The organism is Roseateles sp. 22389 (assembly GCF_052044995.1).
GTDB lineage: Bacteria > Pseudomonadota > Gammaproteobacteria > Burkholderiales > Burkholderiaceae_C > Roseateles.
In genome coordinates this window covers 185,610-210,936 of record NZ_JBQEOF010000006.1, presented here as the reverse complement: position 1 = coordinate 210,936, position 25,327 = coordinate 185,610, and the positions used below count along the sequence as shown (strand labels likewise).

22 protein-coding genes are annotated in these 25,327 nt (G+C 73.3%); 13 read left to right on the top strand and 9 right to left on the bottom strand.

Annotated features, from left to right (window positions below; all coding sequences use genetic code 11):
* Positions 1–110: 110 nt before the first annotated feature.
* From ACTJKJ_RS11010 to orn, 9 genes are all read right to left on the bottom strand, one after another.
* The gene (locus tag ACTJKJ_RS11010) at positions 111–2,930 is read right to left on the bottom strand and encodes an ATP-binding protein (RefSeq protein WP_440820453.1); all 2,820 of its coding nucleotides are present in this window, start codon (positions 2,928–2,930) and stop codon (positions 111–113) included.
* On the bottom strand, positions 2,930–3,643 hold the full coding sequence (locus ACTJKJ_RS11005) for a hypothetical protein (protein ID WP_254783565.1): 714 nt from the start codon (positions 3,641–3,643) through the stop codon (positions 2,930–2,932). Before ACTJKJ_RS11005 ends, ACTJKJ_RS11010 begins: the two co-directional genes overlap by 1 nt.
* Positions 3,640–5,184 (bottom strand): hypothetical protein, encoded by a 1,545-nt coding sequence (locus tag ACTJKJ_RS11000; protein WP_440820452.1) that lies wholly within the window; start codon positions 5,182–5,184, stop codon positions 3,640–3,642. Before ACTJKJ_RS11000 ends, ACTJKJ_RS11005 begins: the two co-directional genes overlap by 4 nt.
* A 22-nt stretch (positions 5,185–5,206) precedes the next feature.
* On the bottom strand, positions 5,207–5,725 hold the full coding sequence (locus ACTJKJ_RS10995) for a GNAT family N-acetyltransferase (RefSeq protein WP_440820451.1): 519 nt from the start codon (positions 5,723–5,725) through the stop codon (positions 5,207–5,209).
* Positions 5,725–6,444, bottom strand: coding sequence for a DUF1294 domain-containing protein (locus tag ACTJKJ_RS10990; protein ID WP_440820450.1), 720 nt, complete (start codon positions 6,442–6,444; stop codon positions 5,725–5,727). The genes ACTJKJ_RS10995 and ACTJKJ_RS10990 overlap by 1 nt, the downstream gene beginning before the upstream one ends.
* 36 nt (positions 6,445–6,480) lie before the next feature.
* Positions 6,481–8,439, bottom strand: coding sequence for a DEAD/DEAH box helicase (locus ACTJKJ_RS10985; RefSeq protein WP_297381919.1), 1,959 nt, complete (start codon positions 8,437–8,439; stop codon positions 6,481–6,483).
* Positions 8,440–8,917: 478 nt separating this feature from the next.
* Entirely contained in the window at positions 8,918–11,371 is a 2,454-nt protein-coding gene (locus ACTJKJ_RS10980) for a hypothetical protein (protein WP_440820449.1), read from the bottom strand.
* On the bottom strand, positions 11,316–13,331 hold the full coding sequence (locus ACTJKJ_RS10975) for a chorismate-binding protein (protein ID WP_440820448.1): 2,016 nt from the start codon (positions 13,329–13,331) through the stop codon (positions 11,316–11,318). Before ACTJKJ_RS10975 ends, ACTJKJ_RS10980 begins: the two co-directional genes overlap by 56 nt.
* A gap of 62 nt (positions 13,332–13,393) precedes the next feature.
* Entirely contained in the window at positions 13,394–13,960 is a 567-nt protein-coding gene (gene orn / locus ACTJKJ_RS10970; protein ID WP_091733105.1) for an oligoribonuclease, read from the bottom strand.
* A 452-nt stretch (positions 13,961–14,412) separates the two neighbouring features.
* On the opposite strand from orn, the gene ACTJKJ_RS10965 reads away from it, so the two are divergent.
* From ACTJKJ_RS10965 to ACTJKJ_RS10905, 13 genes are all read left to right on the top strand, one after another.
* Positions 14,413–16,020 carry a sensor histidine kinase gene (locus ACTJKJ_RS10965; protein WP_297381927.1) on the top strand — a complete coding sequence of 536 codons (1,608 nt, stop codon included), beginning with the start codon at positions 14,413–14,415 and terminating at the stop codon, positions 16,018–16,020.
* A gap of 58 nt (positions 16,021–16,078) precedes the next feature.
* Entirely contained in the window at positions 16,079–16,816 is a 738-nt protein-coding gene (locus ACTJKJ_RS10960; protein ID WP_091733099.1) for a response regulator transcription factor, read from the top strand.
* An 85-nt stretch (positions 16,817–16,901) separates the two neighbouring features.
* Entirely contained in the window at positions 16,902–17,951 is a 1,050-nt protein-coding gene (locus ACTJKJ_RS10955) for a phosphatase PAP2 family protein (protein WP_440820447.1), read from the top strand.
* On the top strand, positions 17,948–18,580 hold the full coding sequence (locus ACTJKJ_RS10950; protein WP_440820446.1) for a methyltransferase family protein: 633 nt from the start codon (positions 17,948–17,950) through the stop codon (positions 18,578–18,580). The genes ACTJKJ_RS10955 and ACTJKJ_RS10950 overlap by 4 nt, the downstream gene beginning before the upstream one ends.
* A gap of 99 nt (positions 18,581–18,679) precedes the next feature.
* Positions 18,680–19,240, top strand: coding sequence for a response regulator (locus ACTJKJ_RS10945; RefSeq protein WP_183492071.1), 561 nt, complete (start codon positions 18,680–18,682; stop codon positions 19,238–19,240).
* A 10-nt stretch (positions 19,241–19,250) separates the two neighbouring features.
* A complete protein-coding gene (locus ACTJKJ_RS10940) occupies positions 19,251–19,451 on the top strand; it encodes a Flp family type IVb pilin (protein WP_343607618.1) in 201 nt (66 codons plus the stop codon).
* A 121-nt stretch (positions 19,452–19,572) separates the two neighbouring features.
* Positions 19,573–19,770, top strand: coding sequence for a Flp family type IVb pilin (locus ACTJKJ_RS10935; RefSeq protein ID WP_343607617.1), 198 nt, complete (start codon positions 19,573–19,575; stop codon positions 19,768–19,770).
* Between the two features lie 92 nt (positions 19,771–19,862).
* Entirely contained in the window at positions 19,863–20,042 is a 180-nt protein-coding gene (locus tag ACTJKJ_RS10930; RefSeq protein WP_091733081.1) for a Flp family type IVb pilin, read from the top strand.
* Positions 20,043–20,055: 13 nt separating this feature from the next.
* Entirely contained in the window at positions 20,056–20,613 is a 558-nt protein-coding gene (locus tag ACTJKJ_RS10925) for an A24 family peptidase (protein ID WP_440820445.1), read from the top strand.
* A 15-nt stretch (positions 20,614–20,628) separates the two neighbouring features.
* A complete protein-coding gene (locus tag ACTJKJ_RS10920) occupies positions 20,629–22,011 on the top strand; it encodes an ATP-binding protein (protein ID WP_440820444.1) in 1,383 nt (460 codons plus the stop codon).
* A complete protein-coding gene (cpaB, locus tag ACTJKJ_RS10915; protein ID WP_091733070.1) occupies positions 22,008–22,877 on the top strand; it encodes a Flp pilus assembly protein CpaB in 870 nt (289 codons plus the stop codon). Before ACTJKJ_RS10920 ends, cpaB begins: the two co-directional genes overlap by 4 nt.
* 56 nt (positions 22,878–22,933) lie before the next feature.
* Positions 22,934–24,778, top strand: coding sequence for a type II and III secretion system protein family protein (locus ACTJKJ_RS10910; RefSeq protein ID WP_440820443.1), 1,845 nt, complete (start codon positions 22,934–22,936; stop codon positions 24,776–24,778).
* A complete protein-coding gene (locus tag ACTJKJ_RS10905; protein WP_440820442.1) occupies positions 24,775–25,212 on the top strand; it encodes a hypothetical protein in 438 nt (145 codons plus the stop codon). Before ACTJKJ_RS10910 ends, ACTJKJ_RS10905 begins: the two co-directional genes overlap by 4 nt.
* The last annotated feature ends 115 nt before the right edge of the window (positions 25,213–25,327 follow it).

Sequence of the window (25,327 nt, the reverse complement as noted above, 5' to 3'; positions counted from 1 at the left end):
CGCCATGCGCCGCGCGGGCGCGCGTCGACACGCCGCAGCGCGGGCAATCGGGACGCCCGGCCCCGTCGTGGTCGACAGGCCGGTCCGCGTCGCCCGACGCGCCCGCGCGCTCAGCCGTAGACCGACTTCTCCGGCCGCCGCGCCAGCACCGCGATCGGCGGCGCCCAGCGCTCGCCGCGCGGCTTCTTGCTGGTCACCAGCGTGATCTCCGAGGGCTCGAAGACCTCGACGTTGTGCGTGATCGGCGTCGTCAGCAGGTACTGCGCGCGCGTGCTCTTCAGGAAGTGGCCCACCAGCTGGATGTTGCGCACGTCCAGGTGGGCGAAGGGCTCGTCGATGAAGACGAAGCCGCCAGGCGCGTCGTCGTCCTTCATCAGCCCCACCAGCAGGATCAGGCTCTTGAGCACCTGCTGCCCGCCCGAGGCCTCGCCGTCGTTCAGGCCCACCTCGCCCTTGCCGTCGAAGTTGAACTTCACGTGCAGCCCGGCCTGCGCCAGCACCGTGTCGTCGTTGTCCAGGTGCGGCAGCTCGGCCTGCGCATGCACGCCGGCAAGCTCGCCCAGCTCCTGCACATTCTTCTTGTAGCGCCGCACCGTCGCGCGCAGCACGTCGATGTAGCGCTCGCGCGCGTTGAACGCGGCGATGCGCGCCATCTCGTTGCTCGCGCGGCGGTCGTCCAGCTGCGTGGTCTGCTCCAGCACCGCGACCTGCATCCGCGCATGGCGCTCCTGCACGCCGGCATCGGTCTCCCACACGCCGGTGTCCAGCTCCTGCTGCACGTGGCGCGAGGCGATCTCCGCCTGCTTGGCGTTCTCGAACTCGTCGCGCAGCGCCTGCAGCCGCATCGGATGCACCCACGCGGCGGGGAACTTCGCCCGCGCCTCGCGCGAGGCACGGGCGGTGGCGATCAGGTCGTCGCGCTTGCCGGCCCAGTCGCGCTCGGCGCGCAGCACGTTGTCCTCGCTGGCCTTGAGGCTGGCCTGGGCGGACTCGTAGTCGCGCTCGGTGCGGGTGGCCGCGGCCACCGTCCGGTCGTGCTCCTGGTCCAGCGCGGCCATGCGCGTCGCCGCCTCGATGCGCGACTGGCGCAGCCCGGGCAGCCGCGCGCGCGCCTCGGCGAATTCCTCGGCCCGCTCCACCAGCTCCTGCGCCGCCTTGTGGCCCTGCGCCGCGCGCTGCGCGTCCTTGAGCTGGCGCTCGATCTCGAGCTGCTCCTTGGCGAGCTTGGACAGCTCCAGGTCGTAGCGCGTCAGCTCCTTGTCCAGCGAGGCGCGGCGCGCATCGAGCGCGGAGTCGCCGAATTGGTACTCGCGCGGCTCGACCCACAGGCTGCGGCCGCCGCGGCCATCGCGGTAGTAGGCCTCGGTGGTGATCCACTCGCCGCCGGCCTGGGCGCCCTTCTCGGTGTCGGCGACGCAGCGGATCGAGGCCAGCTGCCGCAGTAGCCAGCCCGGCGCCTTGGCGTTGAACTTCAGCACGGACAGCAGGCTGTCCTTCGGGCTCACCGCGGGCGCATGCTCGCCGTCGGCGACGACGTAATGCCGGTAGCGTTCGCGCGAGGCGATGCGGTAGGCCTGGCCCTCGTCGCTCGAGCGCGCGAGCACCACCACCCAGCGCGACGGCCGCAGGAAACCTTCGGCCGCGGCGCGCCACGCGTCGTCGGCGATGTCGATCGCGTCGGCCAGCACGTGGTGCGCGATGCCGGCTTCGTCCAGCGCCTTGCGAAAACGCGTGACCTCCGACGGCGGCGGCGGCACGCGGTGCCCGGTCAGCTCGTCCATCGCCTGCTGCGCCTTGCGCTGCTGGTCGTTCTGGCGCGTGAAGCTCTCGCGCAGCTGATGCTGGCGCGTGCCCAGTTCCTCGAGCTTGGCCGTCAGCGCGGCGCCATCGGTCTCGACCGCGGCCAACGCCTTCAGGTCGTCCTCGCGCTTGGCGAGCTGCTCCATCGGGCGCTCGCCGTCGCGCGCCGCCTCGAAGGCCTGGCGCGCTTCCTTGCGCTGCTGCTCCAGGTCGGCCAGCTTGTCCCTGGCCGCCTCCTGCGCCTTGAACAGCGCCAGCAGCTGCGCGCGCTTGTCGCTGATGCCGCGCTCGTCGGAGCGCGCGAACAGCCGCTGCCGGTGCAGCTCGCGCAGCTGCTGCGCGGTGCGCTGGCGCTGCTCGCTCCACTGCAGCACCGGCACGACCTCGGTGGCCAGGCGCTCGCGCTCCTTGAGCCGCAGCTGGTACTGCTGGTAGCTGTTGACGCGGTTGGACAGGTCGGACAGCTGCGCCTGCGCGTGCGACAGCTCGTGCTGCGCCTGCTCGACTTCCTTGACCAGCTGCTGCTGGTGGTTGCGCGCCAGCTCGTAGCGGTCCAGCACTTCCTGGTCGCCGAAGACCTCGAACACCAGGCGCAGCAGCTCCTTGGGGGAGAGCTCGCACAGGCGGTCCGTCTGGCCCTGCTCCAGCGCCAGCACGCGGCCGATCGCGCGCGTCAGGCCGGCGGCCTCCAGGCGCTTCTTCCAGGCTTCGATGCCCAGCCAGTCCTTGTCGGCCTTGGTGTCGAGCTCCTCGATCTCATGCACGCCGTCGACCAGGATGTAGCGGCGCACCCAGTCGCCGCCCTGGCGCGAGATGCGGCAGGCCAGCGTCACCTGGTCCGCGTACAGCAGCGAGCTCGCGAACGGCCGGCTGCTGTTCTGGCGGCCGCGCGGGCGGTTGTCCACCAGCGCGCGCAGCCAGGCGTGCTCGGCGTTGGCATGGCGGGCGTAGGTCTTGTAGGTCCGGCCGCCGGAGCACTCCAGCCCCAGCAGCGTCCGCATCGCGTCGAGCAGCGTGGTCTTGCCCGAGCCATTGGGCCCGGCGATGGTGATGATGTTGCCGTCCAGCGGCATCGAGACACGGCGGCAGTAGTCCCAGTGCAGCAGTTCCAGGGATTGCAGGTGAAACATCAGGCGTCGCTCAGGTCGGATTCTTCGTTGTGGCGGGCGGCCAGGATGGCATTCAGCATCGGGCCGGATTCGGCGTCGGTGCTGCGCGCCAGCACGTCGGCCAGCGCGCCGTCCAGGATGCGCGGCGCGAGCGTGTCGTAGTCCAGCAGCAGGTCCAGCAGCGGGCCCTCGCAGATGTCCTCACCCTTGCGGGTGATGAAGCCCTGGCGCTCCAGCAGCTTGAGGTTGGCGTCCAGCCGCATCTTCTTGCCCAGCTGGTTGCCGAAGTCGGCCAGCAGGCTGCGGTAGGACAGCGTCGGCGCGCTGCTCGCGGCGCTGGGCAGCGGCTTGTCCTTGGCGAACATCTCGCCCTGCCCTTCGGCGGCCTCCTCGGCGCGCGCGAGCTGTCGCTGGCGCTTGGGCAGCACGATCAGCGCCCACACCACCACCAGCAGCGCCACGCCGTCGCGCGGCAGGTCCAGGTTGTTGTTGGAGGCCAGCCCGGTCTCGCCGAACACGGCCACCTCGGCCGGGCGCAGCATCGCCAGCGTGATGTGGTCGGCGTAGACGTTGTCCACCACGCGCAGGCCGACGGCGGCCACGCGCTCGTTGACGGCGCGCCAGAGCTCCTGGTCGATCAGCGCGCGGCGCACCAGCGGCTGGTTGCGCGGCAGCCAGCGGCGCGCCAGCAGTTGAGCCGCCAGTTGGGCGGCGTCGTCGAGTTGATTGCTCATGACTGGGAAGGCGGTTCGGCGTCGACGCTGGCGTCGACGGCAGGTTCGGGTATGGCGCTAGTGGCGCTGGTGGCGTCGGCGGCGCCGGCGACGGTGCCGGCCGCCTCGGCGGCAGCACCGGCCGCAGCGCTCTCGGTGCCGGCGACCGCGGCCTTGCGGCGGCCGCGCCTGGGCGTTTCCTCGGGCGGGCGCCACTTGGGTTCGGGCTCGGGCTCGGCCGGCGGCTCGACCTCCGTCGAGTGCAGCACACCCTGGCTCATCCAGCGGACGTATTCGTCGTCGATCTCGCCTTGCGCGGCGGACCAGCGCACCCGCCAGGGCTGGCGCGCCATGTCGCCGGTCGCGCCGGCCAGATGCTGCGCCTGCGGGTCGCCCAGCAGCGGCAGCAACTGCGCGCGGTAGGCCGCGCGCGCGTAGCTGCCACCCAGCACCGCCGGCCGCAGGTCGTTGAGCTGCACGCTGTCGCCGCTCCAGCGGCCCAGCAGCGCCTGCAGCTGGCCCATCTCGGGCGGCAGGCTCATCACGGCCAGCTCGCCCGGTGGCGCGGCCAGGCCGCTGGGCAGCGGCTCGGGCGTGGGCGGCACCGGGCGGTCGCGCTCGAACTCGGCCTCGCAGCCGTCCAGCAGTTCATGCTGCGCGACGAAGACCGGATGCACCGACCGCGACAGCGCGCCCAGCGCCAGGTTTTCCAGGAACGGGACCTCCTGCAGCCAGCGCCGCACGTCGGTCGTCGTGATGCCGGTGGAGCCCAGCGTCACCCGCTGGCGGTCGGCCTGTTGCAGCGCGCGGTTGAACTGGCTGGCCATCGCCAGCAGCCGCGCCTGCGCCAGGCCGAGCTCGCGCGCCAGGCGCTCCAGGCGTGCGTTCCCGTCGTTCTCGGCCTGCCGGATGATCGCGGACAGCGCCTCGCTGGCGCGCTCGACCAGCTTGAGCGCCCGCTCGAAGCGCATGCGCGCGCGGCGCAGGTGGAACTCGGAGCCCGAGGCGATCGCGTCGGCGAACTCGTTGTAGAGCCGCGAGAGCTGCGCCAGCAGATGCTGCAGCTGCGCCGGCTCCAGCGTGCCGAGCTGCTGTGCGCCGGCCACGTTGGCGAGCAGGCCGGCCAGGTCGCCGTCCTCGTCGGCCGCCTGGCCCTGCGTCAGGGGCGAGACCATCGCCATCAGCTGCTGTGCCAGCGGCGTCACGCCGTACTGCTGGTTGGACGCGTCCCAGGCCAGCAGCTGCGCGTCGCGCAGGCGCTTGAGCACCAGCTCCAGCGCCTCGTCGCGCAGCAGGTGGAAATGGCGGTTCAGGTCGTCGCGCGAGAGCCGCGAGTGCGGCAGGCTCATCAGCTCGATGAACACCCAGACGCGCAGCCGCACCAGCGTGGACGGGCCATGGAAGAGCGCGCGCTGCGCGGCCAGCAGGGCCTCGTTGCGTTCCAGCTGCCACCACAGGAGGGAGTCCTGCGGGAGCTGGCCTTCGCGGAAATGGTCTTCGAAAGAGGGTTCGGGGAGATCGTCGCGCAGAGCGTCGTCCGCGCCTCCCGGGGTCAGGGTCATGGGGCGGGATTATCGCGCCCCCTCAGACGGGTCCGAGCGCCCTTCGCATCAGGGTCGCCCCGGGGCCGAAGCTGGCCAGTTTCTGCGCCAGCGCGGAGCCCGAAGGCGCGTCCGCGGCGGCGAAGCCCTGGCGCTGCCAGTACTCGCGCGAGCCCTGCACCGCCACCAGCGCGATCTGCGCCAGGCCCATGTCCTGCGCGCGGTTCACCACCTGCCGCAGCAGCTTGCGGCCCAGTTGCCGCGAGCGCCCCGCCGGTGACACCGCCAGGTCGTGCAGGTACAGCGTGCGCGGCGCGCGCGCCGGCACGACCTCCTGCGCATCCAGGGCCGGCAGCTGCCCGTCGTCCACCGGCAGGCTGACGACATAGGCCAGCGGCTCACCGGCCTCCACGGCCAGGTAGGAGCAATGCAGATGGCGGGCCGCGCGCAGCTTGGCCTCGAAGGCCTCGGCGCTTTCCAGGAACTCGGGCCCATAACACTGGGCCTGCAAGGCGAGCACGGCGGGAAGGTCCGCCGTGCCGATCACTTTCAACTGCAGCATCAAACGAAGTCGCCGGCCGATCGCGCGTTCCAGTGGTCGGAGATCCCCGAGAAGAAAGGCGACAGCAGCGGCGTGAAGAGACAAACGAAGGCCAGGATGTTGAGCGCGACGCTCAACCAGAACACCCGCCGGAAGCCCGGCTTGGCGCTCTTGTGGCGAAGCAGGTGCTGGGCCAGCAGCGCGCCGGGCCAGCCGCACAACAGCGCGAGCCCATGCAGCGTGGACTCCTTGACGCGCCACTGGCCCAGCCGGGCGGCGCGCTTGTCCAGCGCATAGACGATGAAGGTCGCGAAGCTCATCGCGACGTAGGTGCCCCACAGCCCGCGCGGCAGCGGCCAGGCCAGGTGCGTGAGCAGCACCAGCGTGGCAAATCCCGGTACCAGCCAGAGCGAGGTACCGGTGTCGGCGGATTTGCTGGGGGATGGGGCCGAGCCGCGCAGCGGCTGCGACCGGTCGCGCGGCCGGGCCGCGCCGCCCGGGCGTGGCGCCGGGCCGGCGGGGGCCGGCTTGGGCTCGAGGCTCCTGACCTCGAGCGCGCGGGGCTTGCCCTGCGCGTCGGCGCCGGGCTGGTAGCTCACGCGTTCGCCGACGAAGGGCCGGCGGGCGCGCAGGCCGAAGGCGCTGATGTGCACGAAGCGCTTCGGGCCGCCGTCGGACGGCGCGATGAAGCCGTAGCCCTTCGCGTCATCCCACTGGACGATCCGACCCTCGACGCGCATCCCTCAGCGTTCCCCTTCAGTCCGAGCCGCGAGGGCTCAGTAGCCCTTGCGCGGGCCCTTCTTGACGAAGCCGCCGCGGTCGTCGCCGCCTTGGCGCGGGCCCTTGAAGGCCGGCTTGGCCGGACGGCCTTCGAAGCCGTCGTTGCCCTTGAAGGCCGGGCGCTCGGCGCGCGGGCCGTAGCGGTCGTTGTTCTCGGCCGAACGATCGAAGCGCGGATCGAAGCCGCCACGGCGCTGCTCGAAGCCGCCGCCGTTGCCGCCCTGGCCGCCACGCGGGCCGCCGAAGTCACGCTGCGGACGGTCCTGGACCTGGCCGTCGCGACGCTCGAAGCGGTTGCCGCCGCCGAAGCCCTGGCCGTCGCGCTGCGGACGATCGCCGAAACGCGGGCGGTCGCCGAAGGGACGGTCGCCCTGCGGGCGGTCACCGAAACGCGGACGGTCGCCGCCTTGCGGACGCTCGAAACGGTTGCCGCCGCCGAAGCCGCCCTGGCCGCCTTCACGACGCTCGCCGAAGGCCGGGCGGCCTTCCGGACGCTCGAAGCGGGCGCTGTTGTCGAAGCGGTTGTCGCCGCCGCCGAAACCACCGCGGTCGTTGCCACGGAAGCCACCGCCCTGCGGACGGCCGTAGCCACCGCGACCGCCGCCGAAGCCGCCACGGTCGTTGCCGCGGAAGCCGCCACGGTCACCGCGGTCGAAACCGGGGCGCGACGGGAAGATGCGCGGCTCTTCATTGCGCGGCTCCAGGCCTTCGATGCGCGAGACCGGGATCTGCTGTGTCGTGAACTGCTGGATGCGCTTGATCATCGAGATGTCGCCGCGCTCGGCCAGCGTCACCGCGATGCCGGAGCGACCGGCGCGGCCAGTGCGGCCGATGCGGTGGACGTAGTCCTCGGCCTTCATCGGCAGGCCGAAGTTGATGACGTGCGAGATGGTCGGCACGTCGATGCCGCGGGCGGCCACGTCGGTGGCGACCAGCACGCGCAGGTCGCGGCGGCGCAGCGCCATCAGCGTGCGGTTGCGCTTGCCCTGCGGCATGCCGCCGTGCAGCGCGGCGACGCGGTGGCCGATGGCCTCCAGTTGCTCGGCCAGCCACTCGGTGTCCTGCTGGGTGCTGGTGAAGACCACGGCCTGGTCGACGTCGCGCTCGCCCAGGATGTGCTCCAGCAGCTTGCGCTTGTGCTGGCCGTTGTCGGCCCAGTGCAGGCGCTGCTCGATGTTCTCGTGGGTCTCGGTGTGGCCCGACACGTCGATGCGCTGCGGGTCCTTCATCAGCTGGGCGGCCAGGCGGCCGGTGTTGCCGGCGAAGGTCGCGCTGTACATCAGCGTCTGGCGGGTGGCGGGGATCTGCTCGGCGACGAAGTTGATGTCGTCGATGAAGCCCATGTCCAGCATGCGGTCGGCCTCGTCGAGCACGAACATCGTCACGTTCTCGAGCTTGCAGCGGCCGCTGTTGATGTGGTCCAGCAGGCGGCCCGGGGTGGCGATCAGGATGTCCAGGTGGCCGCTGAGCGCGCGCAGCTGGTGGGCGTAGGGCATGCCGCCCAGCACGGTGGCCACGCGCAGGCCCTGGATGTGGCGGCCGTAGGTCATCGCGGACTTGGCGACCTGCATCGCCAGTTCGCGTGTCGGGGCCAGCACCAGCACGCGCGGGCCGATGGTCTTGGTCTTGTTGCCGGTGGCGCGCTCGGCGCGGGCGGTCAGCACCTGCTGCAGCGCGGGCAGGATGAACGAGGCGGTCTTGCCCGAGCCGGTGCGCGAGGACACCATCAGGTCCGCGCCGGTCAGCGCGGGGGGAATCGCCTGGGCCTGCACCTCGGTGGCGTTCTCGTAGCCGGAGTCCTTGACGGCGCGCAGCAGCGCGTCGTGCAGGCCCAGGGCGGAGAACGGCGTGCCGCTCGTTTCCGCGTCGTTGCCGAGTTCGCCGGCTTCGATCTGGGAGTCGAGCTCGTCGTTCTGGTTCTGGGCGTCGGCGTTCATGTCGTGGTCGAAACTCATCTGTCTTGCAATCCAAAGGCACGCGCCGCCACCGACGCCGAAGGACGGCGTCCGCGCTGGCGCGCTGTGGCCTGTCATGCGATCTCGATCGGATCGCGGCAGGACCGTGATGTCGCTGGGAGAAAGCTCGCGTCGATCACCAGGCAAGAGAGACACGCGCAGCGCGGCCGCCGAAGCAGCCCACGAGCGGGTGGAAGGGCCTGGTGAGGCGCCGGGGAACAGTCAAAGCGACGGCATCGCCGCCGACCGAACCCGAGGGCATGCAGGGCGCGCTTCCCGTGGCGGGAAACCGCTCCGGAGGAGGTCCGGAGCCTGCGTGGGCATCCGTCGGGATGGCCGGCGCAGCGGTCTGCAAGAGGTCAGAGGAGACGTACGAAGCACCGTCTGAAACGGTGAAGCCCGAGAGTATAGCGACTTTTCGGGTTTTCACCTAGCACCATTTGACCAGCGCCCCAAGGCGCTGGTTCCTGCCGCTGTTTCAGAGGCCTTCGAGCAGTGTCGGCAGCACCGCCATCAGCGCGTCGAGCTGGTCGCCCTCCAGCCAGGCCGGCGCGGCGTCCAGCCAGTCGGGGAAGCTCACGCCGTCGCGCTGCGCGCGCAGCACGGCGGCGTCGAGCGAGTCCTCGATCAGCAGCAGCGCCGCCGGCACGCCGCAGGCCTCGTCGCCGCAGACGGCCTCCACCCGATGCGCCAGCACGGCCGGCTGCCACGGCAGGTCGGCATGCACGAGGGCGACGCGATCCTCGGCCAGCGCTCCGCCCGGCAGGCTGCCGAGCGCGTCGTCGCTGGCCAGCAGCACGCCGGCCTCGGCGGAGCGCCAGGCCGACAGCGCGGCCGCGCGCGCCGCCGGTGCGTCGCCGGCACGCAGGCGCTGCGGTGGCAGGCGGCGCAGTTGCGGCGACATCGACAGGCTGTCCAGCAGCGTCTCCGAGCGCGCGCAGACCACCAGCCGCGCGGCCGCCGGCACGGCGCCATGGATCCATTCGCGACGCAGCGCGAGCACCGCCTCGGCCTTGGCCGCCAGCGCCTGGCGGGACGCCGGCGGCAGCAGCGACAGGGCCTCCAGCAACTGCTGCTGCTCGGCACTGGACAGGAAACGCAGCGCGGTCCAGCGCTCGATCAGCTGGCGCAGCTGCTTCAGCGGCGCGGCCGGCAGGCTGGCGCCGTTCGCGCCGGCGCCGTCGAGCCACACCGGCGACAGCAGCGCGGCAGGCAACTGGTCCGCCAGTTCGCGCTTGCGGCGCGAGAGCAGCACCGATTCGAGCGCCTCACGCTTGAGCTTCTTGCCGGCGTCCTCGGGCAGCGCGCGCAGGCGCGCCAGCGGGCCGCGGCGCATGTCGTCGAGCCAGTCGATCCAATCGACCAGCCGCGCGTCGGCCAGCGGCTCCTGGTGCGCGATCAGCAGCAGCTGCGCGGCCGGCACGGCGCGCAGCGCCGTCAGGCGTTCCGGCTCGACCGATTCGATGCCGTCGACGACCAGCAGCGCCGCGTGCGGCTTCGCGGGTGGCGTCGTGGCGACGGTCACCGATTTCGCCTCTTCGCCCAGCCAGCGCGTCAGGTCACGCCGCCAGGCGGCGTGAGCGGCCTCCGGGGCGATGACGACGGCGGGCTTCACGCCGAAGCACTCGCCCCACAGCCGGATCGCGGCGATGGCCGCGCCGCGCTGCCCCAGGCCGAGGTCGTCCGCCACGAGCGCACGGCCGGCGCAGACGGCAAACAGCGCCGCCTCCCAGGCATGGACCGGCAACTCGTCACGCAGCAGCGCGCGCATCGCCGCGCCGTCGGCCATCGCGGCCTCGATCCGCTGCACCCGCGCCTGGGCGTCGCGACCGCAGGCCAGCTGCGGCCACACCGGCGCGTCCACGCGCAGCACGACGCCCTGCGACCGGGCTTCGCTCAGCAGTTCCTGCAGCCAGGCATGACCGCCCTCGGCGGAGCGGCGCAGTTGCTCGTCCAGGCCGTCCTGCTCGCGCAGGCGGTCGGGGACCTCGCGACCGCAGACCCACTGCAGCCGCCGCTGCGGCCCGGGCACCAGCCAGACCTCGGCCTCGCGCGCGGGCCAGCCGGCGTCGAGCGCCTCGTGCTGGGCGGCATCGAACAGCGCCAGCAGATGCTCGCCGTGCTCGCAGGTGCCCTGGTCGCGATAGCCAGCGCAATCGCAGCGCCAGGTCTGGCGGCCCAGCAGGCGCAGCCGGCAGGTCGCGCCGGTCAGGCCGTCGCGCAGCTCGTAGTCGCCGAACACACCGTCGTCCTCGCGCGCGCCGAGCGTGAAGCGCGGCGGCTCGGCCGGGACCGCAGGAACCGCGGGGACCGCCTCGACCGCAGGATCGACCTTCGGCTTGCGACGGCCCTTGCGGGGAGCGGCGCTCTCGTCGCTCTCCGTGGCCACGACTTCGACTTCAGTCGAAGCGTCGGCTTCAGTCGAGGCTTCGGATTCAGTCGAGGCTTCGGTCTCGGCCGGGGCTGCGACCTCGGTCGGGGCCGCAGCCCCGGTCGAAGCTTCGGTGTCGGTATGGACCTCGGCGGCGGTCGCGCGCTTGCGAGCCGGTCGCTTCTTCGGCGCGGGTACAGGGGCGGCCGGCTCGGCCGCCGCTTCGGGCGCGGCCTCGGCAGCTGCCGCCAGCTCAGGCGCGGCCTCGGTCGTCACCGGCTCGGCGGGCACCGCCTTCGCGCGGGAGGCGCGCTTGCGCGCCGGCTTCGGCGTCGCCGGCTCGGCGGACGCTGCGGGCGTCACGGGCTCGGCGGCCTCGGTCGGCGGGACCGCTTCGGTCGCCGCTTCGTTGCCCGCATCGGTCACTGCATCGGTCACTGCATCGGTCACTGCATCGGTCACTGCATCGGTCACCGCTTCGGCCACCGGCAGGCTCGCTGCCTCGTCACCCACCCGGGTCTTGCGCGCCGCCGGGCGGCGGCGTTGGGTTGTCGTCGTCATGAAGGTCCTCGTGCCGCAGCCGCGCCTCGCGCCAGCCACGGACACCGTTGAAGATGGCGAGCGCATGCGCCCGCCGCAGATCCTGCAAGGTCAGCCGCGCCTCGCGCAGCCGGCCTTGCTCCAGCAGTTCCTCGCGCAGCGTGCCGGGCAGCAGGCCGGCCTCGGCGCGCGGCGTCAGCCACGGCCCGTCCGGCGCCCGTTGCAGCGCGAGGTTGGTCAGGCAGCCCTCGGTGAGCTCGCCGTCCCGGTTGAACAGCAGCACGTCGAAGCAGTCCGCCGGCTTGGCGTCCAGGAAGCCCTGGTACACCTCGCGGCGCGTCGTCTTGTGCTGGATGAATTCGGCGTCGGGCCCGCGCGTGTCGATCGGGCCCCGCGCGAGCGCCACCACGAGCGGTTCCCTCGGCGTCGACCCGCTGTCCCTCTCGCCGGGCCCGTCCGGCCCATCCGGCCCGCGGGCCACGCGCGCCTCCGGCAAGGCCTGGACCGTCTCGGTGAACGCACCGTCGCGCGCCAGCGTGAGCCGCACGCGCCAGGCGCCTTGAGGATGCCGCCGCGCGATCTCGACCAGCCGCGCCTTCGCGGCGTCCGCCGACCAAGCCAGCCCGAAGTGGCGCGCCGTGCGTTGCATGCGCGCCAGATGCCGCGCCGCGCGCGCGAATTCGCCGGCCTCGAGCCGCATCGTCTCCAGCGCCTCGATGGGCGCGCGGGCGCGGGCCAGGAAGCGCGCCTTGGCGCGCCACTCGTCGATCTCGTCCCGCGGCCGCGAATCGAGCGTGATGCCGCTGCCCACGCCGCAGCGCAGCGCGCGGCCCGCCTGCTCGACGGTGCGGATCGGTACGTTGAAGGTCACCGCCCCACCGGGCTGCAGCAGCCCGAGCGCGCCGCAGTACCAGCCGCGCGGGCCGGGCTCGAGCTCGTCGATGACCTCCATCGCGCGCTTCTTGGGCGCGCCGGTGATCGAGCCGCAGGGGAACAGCGCCGTCATCACCTCGTCCAGCGCGAGGCCGGCGCGGGTGACCGCGCTGATCGTCGAGGTCATCTGCCAGACCGTGGGCAGCGCGTGCAGCTCGAACAGCCGCGGCACTCGCACCGAGCCCGGCACCGCCACGCGCGACAGGTCATTGCGCAGCAGGTCCACGATCATGAGGTTCTCGGCGCGCTCCTTGGCGCTGGTGCGCAGGTAGGCCTGCGCGGCCTCGTCGCCAGCGCGGTCGCGGCCGCGCGGCGCCGTGCCCTTCATCGGCTGGGCCGACAGCAGCCAGGTGTGGCTGGCCTGCGGCGCCTCGGGCAGCGGACGCCAGTCGAAGAACAACTCGGGCGAGACGCTGGCGACGCTGTGCTGATCGCCGCCCTCGCCGGTGCGCAGGAACAGCGCGAAGCCGCCCGGCTGCGCCGCATGCAGCGCGAAGAAGTGCAGGACCGGATCGAAGTCGTTTTCGTCGTTTTCGCCGGCTTTGTCAGCCTCGTCGGCGCCGACCGTCTCCGCCTCGAGCCGCGTCGTCAGGTTGACCTGGTAGCAGTCGCCGGCGCGGATGTACTCGCGGATGCGCTCGACCTGCGCCTGCTCGTCGACATCCGCCTGCGCGTCGCGCCACGCCGTCATCGGATGCGCGCGTCTGGCACCCGCCGCGGCGAGCACCTCCGGCCACGGCGCGGGCGGCTCCTGCCAGACGTGGAATTCCGCCAGCGGCGCGTCCCCGGCCGGCCGCGTGCGCAGCACCGGATCGAGCGCCCCCGCCGCCTCGTAGCGCAGCCCGCCCAGCACCCACGCGCCGGTGCGCGCCGCGGCATGCGCCAGGCGCAGCACGGCGCGTAGCCGCTCGGCGTCGTGCGCGATCAGCCGCTGCGCCGGCGGCACGAGGAAGGCGCCGCGCAGGCGCTCGCCGTCCTCGCGTGCCAGCGGATGGCGCGGAAAGTCGAAAGCCGCCCACAGGTCCTGGGGGCGGAGCGGGATGTCCATCGGAGCCTCAGCCGCGCGCGGGCGCGTTCCTCATCGGGGCGTCGAAGTGCCGGTCGCGGCGCTCAGTCCAGCTTCAGGAACTGCTCGCGGTAATGGATCAGTTCGTCGATGGATTCGTGGATGTCGGCCAGCGCGGTGTGCTTCTGGGCCTTCTTGAAGCCTTCCATCGCGGACGGCTTCCAGCGGCGCGCCAGCTCCTTGAGCGTGGACACGTCCAGGTTGCGGTAGTGGAAGAAGTCTTCCAGCTTGGGCATGTAGTTGGCCAGGAAGCGGCGGTCCTGGCAGATCGAGTTGCCGCACATCGGCGACTTGCCGGCCGGCACGTAGGCCTTCAGGAAATCGATGACCTGCTGCTCGGCATCGGCCTCGGCGATCGTCGACGCCTTGACGCGGTCGATCAGGCCGCTCTTGCCGTGCGTGCCCTTGTTCCAGGCATCCATGCCGTCCAGCGTGGCGTCGGACTGGTGGATGGCGAAGACCGGGCCCTCGACGCGCACCGTCAGCTGCGCGTCGGTGACCACCACGGCGATCTCGATGATGCGGTCCTTGTCCGGAAACAGGCCGGTCATCTCCAGGTCGATCCAGATGAGGTTCTGGTCGTTCAGCGGCAGCACGGGGTTCTCGCTCATGGCGATGTCCTTGTCTTGTCGGGTCGGGTCTTGCGGCGACGGGGACCGGCGCCAGGCGCCGGCCGTCGGCCATCGGGAATGGCGCGGATTGTCGCAGCCTTGGCGGCCGGCGCGGCGACTCGCTCGTACCGGCGTCGCGATCGGCCGCAACGCCCGTCGCCATGCGGAAAAACGTCGCATCCTTGACGGATCGCGCCCGCCGGGCCCCTGTTCCCGGGGGGTACGGCGTACGCGAGCGATGTCAGACTTGCCTCCAGGCACGCCGCCCACCACGGCAGTGCCCGAGGATCACAACAATGATGCGCGAGTCGTTGGACCCGGCCGGAACGGCCGGGATCGCCGGGAACGCCGGCGCCCGCGGCATGGGAGGCACGGACACGCCGCCTCCCGCCGCCGGGACGCCGGCCGCTGCCCCGGGTGCGTCCCGGCCGGTCGCCGGACCGTCGGCGGAAATGCGCCGCTTTTCCGCGGGCCTGCGGGTGGTCACGGCGCTGATGTGCAGCATGCTGCTGATCTCCAGCAAGCCGGCGATCGATCTGGACGCGGGCCTCACGATGCTGGTCTACATCGCCTGGGCTGGCGTGCTGATGTGGTCGGACGCCCGCGAGCGTCCGCTCGTGCCGGGCCTGGCCGCCTACTGGCTGGACGTGGCCTGGGCCTGCGCCATGATGTGGCACTTCAGCGTGGGCAACATGATGCTGATGCTGGCGCTGGTCCATCCGGTGGTGCTGGCCAGCATCGGCTACGGCGTCGGCCACGGCCTGCTGCTGGCCGCGGTGGCCACGCTGGCGATCGCGGTCGATCCCGACGTCGGACGCGCGCCGCTGCCGACCGCCGAGCGCCTGGGCGGCGCCGCGCAATACCTGCTGCTGGTGCTGATCCCGGCCGCCGCGCTGCTGGCCCGCCCGATGCGCGCGCTGCACCGCCGCATCGCGCTGATCGACGAGATCGAAGCGGGCCTGGATCCCCGACGCGGCCTGGAGCCGCTGTGCGCCGAGCTGGTCGAGCGCCTGCGCCACGGCACGCAGGCGGACGTGCTCGCGCTGGTGCTGCCCAGCCGCATCGGCGCGCCGGCGGCGATCGCCAGCCGCGAGGACGGCGGCTTCCGTGCCCGGCCCGAGGTCCACCAGGCGCTGGAGCGCCTGCTCGCGCAGACCGGCACGCAGGCGCTGAGCTTCACCTCCCGGCGCTGGTGGGATCCGCGCGCCCGCATCCGCGTCCACGCCGGCGCGCGCGCGCCGCGCACCCTGGTCGCGCCGCTGGAGGAACTGGCCCGCCTGCTGGATGTCGCCGGCCTGCACATCGCGCCGCTGACGCGCTACGACCGCCAGCATGGCCACATCGTGATCGGCTACCAGGGCCTGCGCGCCCACCGCCAGGACCTGCGCGCGCTGATCGACGCGATGCCCGAGCTGCTGCGCGTCATCGAGCAGGCCGCGCTGGTGGACCAGCTGCAGGACGAGAGCGCCTCGCACGAGCGCGTGCGCATCGGGCGCGACCTGCACGACAGCGCGATCCAGCCCTACCTGGGCCTCAAGTACGCGGTCGAGTGCGTCGCGATGCGCATCCCGGCCGAGAACCCGGCGCGGGCCGAGGTCGACGCGCTGGCCGAGCTGGTCAATGCCGAAGTGGCCTCGCTGCGCGAGCTGATCTCGGGCCTGCGCACCGGCGCGCGCGGCGGCGACAACGCGCTGGTGCCGGCCGTGCGGCGCCAGGCGCGACGCTTCGCGCTGCTGTTTGGCATCGAGGTCGAGGTCGAGTGCCCCGAGTCGCTGCCCAGCTCGCGCGCCCTGGCCGGCGCGCTGTTCCACCTGCTCAACGAGACCTTGAACAACGTGCGCAAGCACACGCAGGCCCGGCATGTGCGCATCGCGCTGCACGGCGAGGACGGCGCGGTGACGCTGCGCGTCGTCGACGACAGCGGCTCGGTCACCGGCCGCGCCGCGCCGGCCTTCCATCCGCATTCGCTGCATGAGCGCGTTGCCGAACTCGGCGGCTCGCTGACGATCTCGCGCCGGGACGGGCTCGACACCGAGCTGCTGTTCCGGATCCCGACCTGACCCCGCTTTCCGGACGCCGGGGAGGACGGCGTCCGACAGCCCCACAAGGAGAACGCCGATGACCGTGACCGTCCCACTCCCCGGCCTGGCAACCCGCCCCATCCGGGTCTTCGTCGCCGAGGACCACCAGATCACCCTCTGGGGACTGAACCAGCTCATCGAGGCCTCGCGGCCTCGCATGGAGATGGTCGGCTGCGCCTCGACGCTGGACGAGCTGCTGTGCCACGACGGCCTGCCTGGCGCCGACCTGCTGCTGCTCGACCTGGACCTGGGCGGGCAGGACGCGGCCGCGGCCATGGACGCGCTGCGCCAGCGCGGCAACGCGCAGGTGCTGGTGCTGACCGGCGCCGACGACGCGGCCCTGCACCGCGGCGCGGTGATGCGCGGTGCGCGCGGCGTGGTGCACAAGTCCGCGCCGGCGGCGACCATCCTGCGCGCGATCGAGTGCGTCAGCGAGGGTCAGGTCTGGCTGCATCGCGCGCTGATGGGCGAGGTGCTGGGACTGCTCACCGACGGCGCGCCGCGGGCCGCCGCGCCGCGCGACCCCGAGGCCGAGCGCATCGCCAGCCTGACGCCGCGCGAGCGCGACATCATCGGCGTGCTGCTGCGCCAGGCCGGCGCGAAGCTGCTGTCGGTGGCCGACACGCTGCGCATGAGCGAGCACACCCTGCGCAACCACCTCACCACGATCTACGCCAAGCTGGGCGTGCGCGGACGGCTGGAGCTGCACGTCTACGGGACCGCGCACGGCCTGGACCGCGAACCCGCCCGGGCGGCGGGGGGAGCATTGTCCTAGGCGGCTGGCTCGGCGCCTCCCTGGCGCGCGCGGGCACGGGAACGGACCATGGACTCCCACTCCCGCGCAGCGTCCCGAGGCCGCCATGCCGCACCTTCCCCGCCCGTCTCCGGGCCCCCTCGCCCGCGGCCCTTCCGGCCGGGTCGTTCCCCGCGCCACGCTGCGCCGCCAGGCGGCCAACGATCCCTTCGCCGCCGCGCCCCTGGCCGAGCCGCTGCGCCTGGCCGCGCTGCTCACGGCGCTGACCCTCGCCGCCGACGCGATCGGCATCGTCCTCGGGCACTGGCACCTGGCCGGCCGCGACCTCGCGGTCCTGGCCCTGGCGCTGGCCGCGCTGGGCGCGCCGCTGCTGCTGCCGCGCTACCGACATGACGCGCGCATTGCCGTCACGCTGCGCTGCGCGCTGCTGCTGCTCGTGTTCCAGGCCGCCGCGGCCTGCCTCAGCTACCTGCTGATCGCCCTCGCGCCGCCGCTCACCGATGCCCGGCTGGTGGCCTGGGACGCGGCGATCGGGCTGGACTGGCGCGTGCTGCGCGCGCGCCAGGCCGCGTTGCCCGCCTGGATGGGCGGCGCGCTGCAGGCGGCCTACGACAGCGGGCTGCCGCAGATCCTGGCGGTCGTGCTGGTCCTCGGCCTGGGCGGTCACGGCGACCGGCTGCGCGGCTTCATGGGCCGCTACGTCGCGGTGACGCTGGCGGTGATCCTGCTGTCGGCACCGATCCCGGCGGCGGGCGCGTTCAAGCATTTCGGGCCCGAGCTCGGCCTGGCCGCACCGGCCGACCAATGGCACTTCGAGGCGCTGCGCGACGGCCGCCTGCGCACGCTGGCGCTGGCGTCGATGCAGGGCCTGATCTCGATGCCCTCGCTGCACGCGGCCATGGCGGTGCTGCTGGCGCATGCGCTGTGGCGCACGCGCTGGGCCGCGCCGGCGATCGCGCTGAACGCGCTGATGCTGGCCGCGACGCCGGTGCTGGGCGGCCATTACCTCGTCGACGTCCTGGCCGGCGTGGCGATCGCGCTACTGGCCATCGCCGCGATGCCGCATCCGGCCCCGCCGCCGCAGCGGGCCGCACCTCTTCGCCCCGGCCGTCGCGGGGACACGCCGATCCATGACCAGACAGGGAGTCCGCCATGACCCAGCCGTTGAACACCGAGGGCCGCCTCACCGAATGGCTGCTGCGCAGCTTCGCGCTGCTGGCCCTGGCCTTCGTGCTGGCCCGCTGGGGCTACGCCTGGTGGCAGGACCCGTCGCGCGGCACGCTGCTGCTGCTCATCGTCTCCGAGAGCTACACGCTGGTGCTGGTGCTGCTGGCGCGACGCGCCGAGCGCCGCGACCTGTCGCTGCCCGCGATCGCCGCCACGCTCTACGCGACCGGCTTCGTCGCGCTGCTCACACCCAGCGGCACGCAGGCCCACGCGCCCGAATGGGTGGGCGCCTCGCTCCAGCTCGCCGGCCTGCTGTGGCAGTTCTCGGCCAAGGTCGCGCTGGGGCGCTCCTTCGGCCTGCTGCCGGCGCAGCGCGGCCTGGTCGTGCGCGGCCCCTACCGGGTGGTGCGTCATCCCATCTACCTGGGATACCTGATCGGCCACGCCGGCTTCCTGCTCGTCAATGCCTCGCCCCGCAACGCCGCAGTGCTGGCCCTGCTGTACGTGGCGCAGGTCGTGCGCATGCGGCGCGAGGAAGCGATGCTCGACGACGCGCAAACCGGCTACCGCGCCTACCGCCGCCGCGTGCCGTGGCGCCTGATCCCCTTCGTCTATTGAGCCGCGCCGCGCCGGGCCACCCGCCAAGGAGGAATCTCCCCCCTCGCCTGCCCGCAAGCTCCCGCGCGCCCAATGCCCCCGCTGCCTAGCATCCTTTCCATGAGCCCCCTGCCCACCGTCCCCGTCGTCCCGGCCCCGCCCGGCCCGTTCGGCGTCCTGCTGGTCGACGACCAGCAGGCGGTGCGCGACGGCCTCTCGCGGCTCATCGCCTGCTCGCCGCGCACGCTGCGCTGCCTGGGCGCGGTGGCCACCGGCGAGCAGGCGCTGCTCGCCGCCCGGCAGCTGCATCCCGACGTCGTCGTCGTCGATGTCGACCTCAATGGCGAGGACGGCCTGGCGCTGCTACCGCAGCTGCTGACGCGGTCCCGCGTGCTGGTGCTGACCTGCCACGACGACAACGCCACGCGCGACCGCGCGCTGCGCCTGGGCGCGCAGGCCTTCCTCGCCAAGCACCTGCCGGCCGCCGAGCTGCTCGGCACGCTGGTGCGGCTGGGCGGGCTCGGCCGCCCCGGCGCGGCACCGCTCAGCGCCTTCGGATCGCCCGCCGACGGTGCGTCCGCCGGTGCCGCGGACCAGGACAAAACTCCCCCCCGCCAAGGGTCAAGCTCCCCCCGCGCGATGGCGCCTTCCTCCGCTGCGCGCCGCGACCGCGATGCCTAGAGTGAACGCCATGGACACGCACCGCCACCCGATCCCCGCCGCCGCGATCGCCACCGCGCTGATGCGCGACCAGCGCGCCGCCACGGCGATCGAGTACGGCCTGATCGCCGCGCTGATCGCGGTGGCCATCCTGGGCGCGCTGACGCTGACCGGCTCGTCGCTGACGGCGCTGTACCAGTACTGGTCGTCGGCCGTGGTGGCCGCGCTCTGACATGAACACGCACAGGAACGAAGACGCGCCTCGCCGGCCGGCGTCCTCCCCCAACAGGCCGGCAGGGTATGGATCCGACCCCGATGGATCTCCTTTCCTCCCCACTTGAAGGAACTTCATCATGCAACTCCTCCCCATCGCCAAGGCCACCCGCGCCCTGAAGCAGTTCGGCCAGGACGACGAGGCCGTCACCGCGATCGAGTACGGCCTGATCGCGGCCTTGATCGCGGTCTTCATCATCGCGTCGGTCACGATCGTCGGCTCCAAGCTCGCGGCCGTGTTCACCGCCATCTCGACCGCGCTGACCGCCGCGTTGTGACCGCGACGGCGCGGCCGCGCCGGCCCATGCCGGCCGCGCCCCTCGCGATCGACCACCACCGCCCCTGACCTCCACCCCCGAGGAGAACCACCATGAACCTGCTGCACCGCCTGGATGCCCTGGCCCGCGACGACGAGGCCGTCACCGCGATCGAGTACGGCCTGATCGCCGCGCTGATCGCCGTCTTCATCATCGCGTCCGTGACCATCGTCGGGTCCAAGCTCGAGGCCGTGTTCACGGCCATCTCCGCGGCCATCACCGCCGCGCTCTGACCGGACCGCCGCCATGTCGTCCCCGGTGCCCACCCCGCTGCTGCTCGTGTCGCTGGCCGCGCTCGCCCTCGTGCTGGGCGGGGCGGCGCGCAGCGACCTGCGCACGCGCCGGGTGGGCAACCGCTGGCTGGCCATGGGCGCCGCGCTGGCGCTGGGCCTGCATGCCGCGGCCACGGCGGCCGGTCTCCCTTCACTGGCCGGCGCGCGCTGGTGGTCGCCGCTGGCCGGCGCCCTCACCGGCCTGGCGCTGATGCTGCCGATGTACCTGCTGCGCGCCACCGGCGGCGCGGACGTCAAGCTGGTCGCCGTCGTCGGCGCCTTCCTCGGCGCGAGCGCGGTGACCACCGCCTTCATCTACACGCTGCTGGCCGGCGGCCTGCTCTCGCTCTTCATGCTGCGCGACGCGAGCGTGCTCACCCGGGTGATGGCCAACCTGCGCGCCCACCTCGCTGAACACCCGCGCGGCACGCCGCCCCCCACCCCGCTGGCGCGCACCGCCGCGCGACTGCCCTACGCCGTCGCGATCGCGATGGGCACCGCCGCCGCGCTGGTCGCGCCACCGCTGATCTAGGACGGGACGGTCCCCATGCACCTCCTCCAGTTCCCCCACGCGCCCGCGCCCCGCGGCGCGGCCGGCGCCGGCAGCCTGCCCGCCGCGCCGCAGACCCTCGAGGACACCGGCCTGTCCACCGGCTTTCTCACGGACCTGCTGGCCAAGACCCTGCTGCAGGGCGGCACCGGGCGCCTGGTCGAGCTCGGCACGCGCCTGTGCCTGGGCGGCGCGCTCGTGGACACGCTCTGCCAGGCGATGCGCCGCGACGGCCTGCTCGAGGTCACGCGCCGCGGCCAGAACGAAGCGGACGTCGAGTTCGAGCTGACGCTCGCCGGGCGGGCGCGCGCGCTGGATGCGTTCTCGCGCAGCGCCTACCTCGGCCCGGCGCCGGTGCCGGCCGAGGCCTACGCGGCACGCGTGCAGGCCCAGGCCGCCGACCGGCATCCGGTGACGCTGCGCGGCGCGCGCGCGGCCTTCGCCGGCGTGGTGCTGGCCGACGAGCTCGTCGACCGGCTGGGCACCGCGATGAACGCGGCCCGGCCGATGCTGCTGCACGGCCCGGCCGGCTCGGGAAAGACCTACATCGCGCGCGGCCTGGCCCGGCTGCTGCCCGGCCCGATCGCGGTGCCGCACGCGATCAGCGTGCAGGACGAGGTGATCCGCGTCTTCGACCCGCTGTGCCACCGGCCGGTGAGCGCCGACCCGGGCACGAGCGCGACGCGCGGCGGCCTGGACAGCCGCCAGCGCGCCGACGCCCGCTGGATGCTGTGCGAGCGCCCCGTGGTCGCCTGCGGCGGCGAACTGACGCTGGAGATGCTGGACCTGGGCTTCGACCCGCGCGCCGGCTACTACGAGGCGCCGCCGCACCTGAAGGCCAACAACGGCCTGTTCATCGTCGACGACCTCGGCCGCCAGCGCGTCACGCCGCGCGAGCTGATGAACCGCTGGATCGTGCCGATGGAGCGCCGCCACGACCACCTCACGCTGCGCCAGGGCGCCCGCTTCACCGTGCCCTTCGAGCTGATGCTGGTGTTCTCCTCCAACCTGTCGCCGCGCGACCTGGACGACGCCTTCCTGCGTCGCATCGGCCACAAGATCGAGGTCGGTCCCGTCGACGCCCCGGCCTACGCCCGCATCTTCGAGGACGCCTGCGCCGACGAGGGCGTGCCCTTCGACGCCGCCGGCCTCGCGCACCTGCTCGAGCGGCTGCATCCGCGCCACGGCCGGTCGCTGCTGGCCTGCCATCCGCGCGACCTGCTGCGGCTGGTCGCCAGCCGCGCGCGTTATCTCGAGGTCGATCCCTCGCTCGACGCCGGCCTGCTCGACTGGGCCTGGCGCACCCACTTCGGCGACGCCGCCCCGGCGGCCGGCGCCGCCGCTTCCGCCACCGCCGATCCGTCCAGGAGGCAGCCATGAGATCCCGAGGCCTGTTGATGCTCTTCATCGCCGCGATCGCCGGTCTGGCCGCGGTCGTCATGGCCGCGCGCTGGATGCAGGGCCAGAACGGCAACCAGGGGCGCATCGCGATCGCCAATGCCGACATCGAGCTGGGCGGCCGCATCTCCCGCGAGATGGTGCGCATGGCCGACTGGCCGCAGGGCAGCGTGCCGGCCGGCGCCTTCGAGGATCCGGCCGCGCTCGAGGGCCGGGTCGTGCTGGTGGCGATGCAGCGCGGCGAGCCGCTGACCGAGGCGCGGCTGGCGCCGGTCGGCACCAAGGGCGGCCTGTCCGCGGTCGTGCCCACCGGCAAGCGCGCGATGACGGTGCGGGTCAACGACGTCGTCGGCGTCGCGGGCTTCGCGCTGCCCGGCACCTACGTGGACGTGATGGTGAACACGCAGGACGAGGGCGGCGCGCGCAACGACCGCGACCACTCGATCTCCAAGATCGTGCTGGAACGCATCCTGGTGCTGGCCGTCGCGCAGGAGGCCGACCGCGACACCACCCGGCCCAAGGTCGTCAACGCGGTCACGCTGGAGGTCTCGCCCGACGAGGCCGAGCTGCTGGACCTGGCGCGCAGCGTCGGCAACCTGTCGCTGGTGCTGCGCAACCAGACCGATCCGAAGTCCGCCGGCAACGGCAACGGCGCCACCAAGGCGGCGCTGCTGGGCCTGCAGGCGCGCCTGGAAGCGCCGCCGCCCGCGCCCGTCCCCGCCCCGGCGAAGCCCGCGCCGCGCCGCGTGGCGCCGGCCGCGCCGGCCGCGGCCCCGGTGCTCGCCTCGCACCGCGCCGGCTGCGTCGAGTTGATCCGCGGCCTGGACAAGGTCACCGAGTGCTTCTGACCGGCCCGAGCGCACCCCGAGATCTCACAGAGACCGCCCCGAGGAGGAGACCGACCATGCCCACGCACCCGCACCCCCTCGCCACGATGGCGCCACGCGCCGCCGGCGCGCTGACCCTGGCGGCGCTGGCCGCGCTGCTGCCGGCGGCCCCGGTCCGTGGCGCGCCCGCGCCCGCCGCGGCGCCGGCCACGTCCACGGGCTCCACGCCGGCCCGGGCCGCGGCCGCCGGCGGTGCCGCGCCGTCCGGCGCCCCGATGTGCACCCGCGTGGAGACCGCGCCGATGGTGACGGTGCCGGTGGGCAAGTCCACGGTGCTGCGCCCGGCGCAGCCGGTCGCGCGCATCCTGCTCGGCAACCCGGAGAACGCCCGCGCCGCCCGGCCCGTCGAGACCAACGCGAAGAAGGACGAGGCCGGCGCCAAGGCCGGCGCGGCCGTGCAGGACACCCGCCCCGGCGTCGGCGAGGTCGACGTGCTGCTGCTCGCCCCCACCGAGATCTACCTGCTGGGCAAGGCGATCGGTTCGACCAACGTGGTCATGCTGGACCGCGCCGGCACCTGCACCGCCTTCGACGTCGTCGTGGGCATGGACACCGCCGCGCTGCAGGGCGTGCTGCAGCAGCTGCTGCCGGCGGAGCGCAACCTGCGCGTCAGCGCCGCCTTCGACTCCATCGTGCTGTCGGGCGAGGTGTCGGACAGCGAGGCGGTGACCCGCGCGGTGGACCTGGCCACCGCCTTCGTGCGCGGCGACGGCAAGGGCGGCGGCGCGCGCGTGGTCAACATGCTGCAGGTCGGCGCGCCGCAGCAGGTGATGCTGGAGGTCAAGGTCGCGGAGATCTCCAAGTCGCTGCTGGACGCCTTCGGCATCGACTTCGCGCGCGCCTACGCGCCGGGCGACGGCTCGATGGTGCGCTTCCTGGGCGGCATCTTCGGCGGCTCGGCCGGCCTGCTGGGGCAGATCACAGGCACCGGCCCGAGCGGCGTGCCCTACAGCTCGGTGGACGCGGTGGTCGGCGGACGGGTGCCGCTGCCCTCGATCAGCGGCGGCAACGTCACCGTCACCTACGACGCCTTCGGCCGCCCGACCTACACCACCACCTACGGCACCGTGCCCGGCCGCAGCGCCACCAGCGCGACGCTCAACATGCAGAAGACCGACGGCCTCGTGAAGGTGCTGGCCGAGCCGACGGTGATGGCCATCAGCGGCCAGACCGGCAGCTTCCTGGCCGGCGGCAAGATCCTGATCCCGGTGGTGCAGAACAACGGCGTGGGCGGCAGCACCGTCACGCTGGAGGAAAAGGAATTCGGCGTCTCGGTGAAGTTCACGCCGACGGTGCTGGGCGGCGGCCGCATCCACCTGCGCGTGCGGCCGGAGGTGTCCGAGCTCAACGCCTCCGGCGTGCAGATCAGCGCCGGCGCGCTGAACTCGGTGCTGCCCTCCTTCACCTCGCGCAAGGCCGAGACCACGGTCCAGTTGCTCGACGGCCAGAGCTTCGCCATCGGCGGCCTGATCAAGAACAACACGACGACCAACATCAAGGCCTTCCCCTTCCTGGGCGAGCTGCCGGTGGTGGGCGCGCTGTTCCGCAGCACGCAGTTCCAGACCGACCGCTCGGAGCTGGTCTTCGTCATCACGCCGCGGCTGGTGCAGCCGCTGCCGCCGGACTACAGGCTGCCCACCGACGGCTACACGCCGCCCACGCGGGGCGAGCTGATCCTGCAGGGGCGCCTGGAAGGACAGGCCCCGGCCGACGGCCGGGCCGACAGCCCTGCCGCCACCACGGCCGCCAACCCGGCCGCCAACCCGGCCGCCAACCCGGCCGCGACTTCGGCGATGACCCCGGCCTCCCCCGCCAGGCCCGCGCCGGCGCGCGGCGGCTTCGACAAGGAGCAACAGCCATGACCCGCCCCGTCCTCCCCCGTCCGCACCGTGTCATCGCCGCCACCGCCGCGGCCTCGACCGCCGCCGCCCGCCGGCGGGTCCGGCGCGCCCGCGCGCTGGACCGCGCCGCCACCGGCGCCGGGCCTCTCGCGGCGTTGACGCTGTCGGTCGCCTCCGTCGCCTCGCTGGTCTTCCTGGTCGCGGCCGCGCTGCTGAGCGGCTGCGCGGCGACGACGACGCCGAGCTACGACCGGCAGTTCGGCGACGCCACCCGCGCGCTGATGGCGCAGCAGGTCCTCGATCCCGGCGCGCCGTCGCGGCACGCCGCCAAGGGCAGCAAGGTCGACGGCCGGCTTACCCGCGAAGCAGGCGTGCGCCTGGTCGACAGCTACAAGGCGCCGCCGCCGAGCAACGTCATCAACATCGGCGTCGGCGCGGGCGCGACGGATCGCTGAGGGCTGCCGTCAGCGCCCATCACCGAACCGCACCGAGCGTCACCGAAGCCCATCAAGCGCCACCGAGAGCCACGCGATCCACCGCCCCCCGGAGCATCACCATGACCGCGCCCGC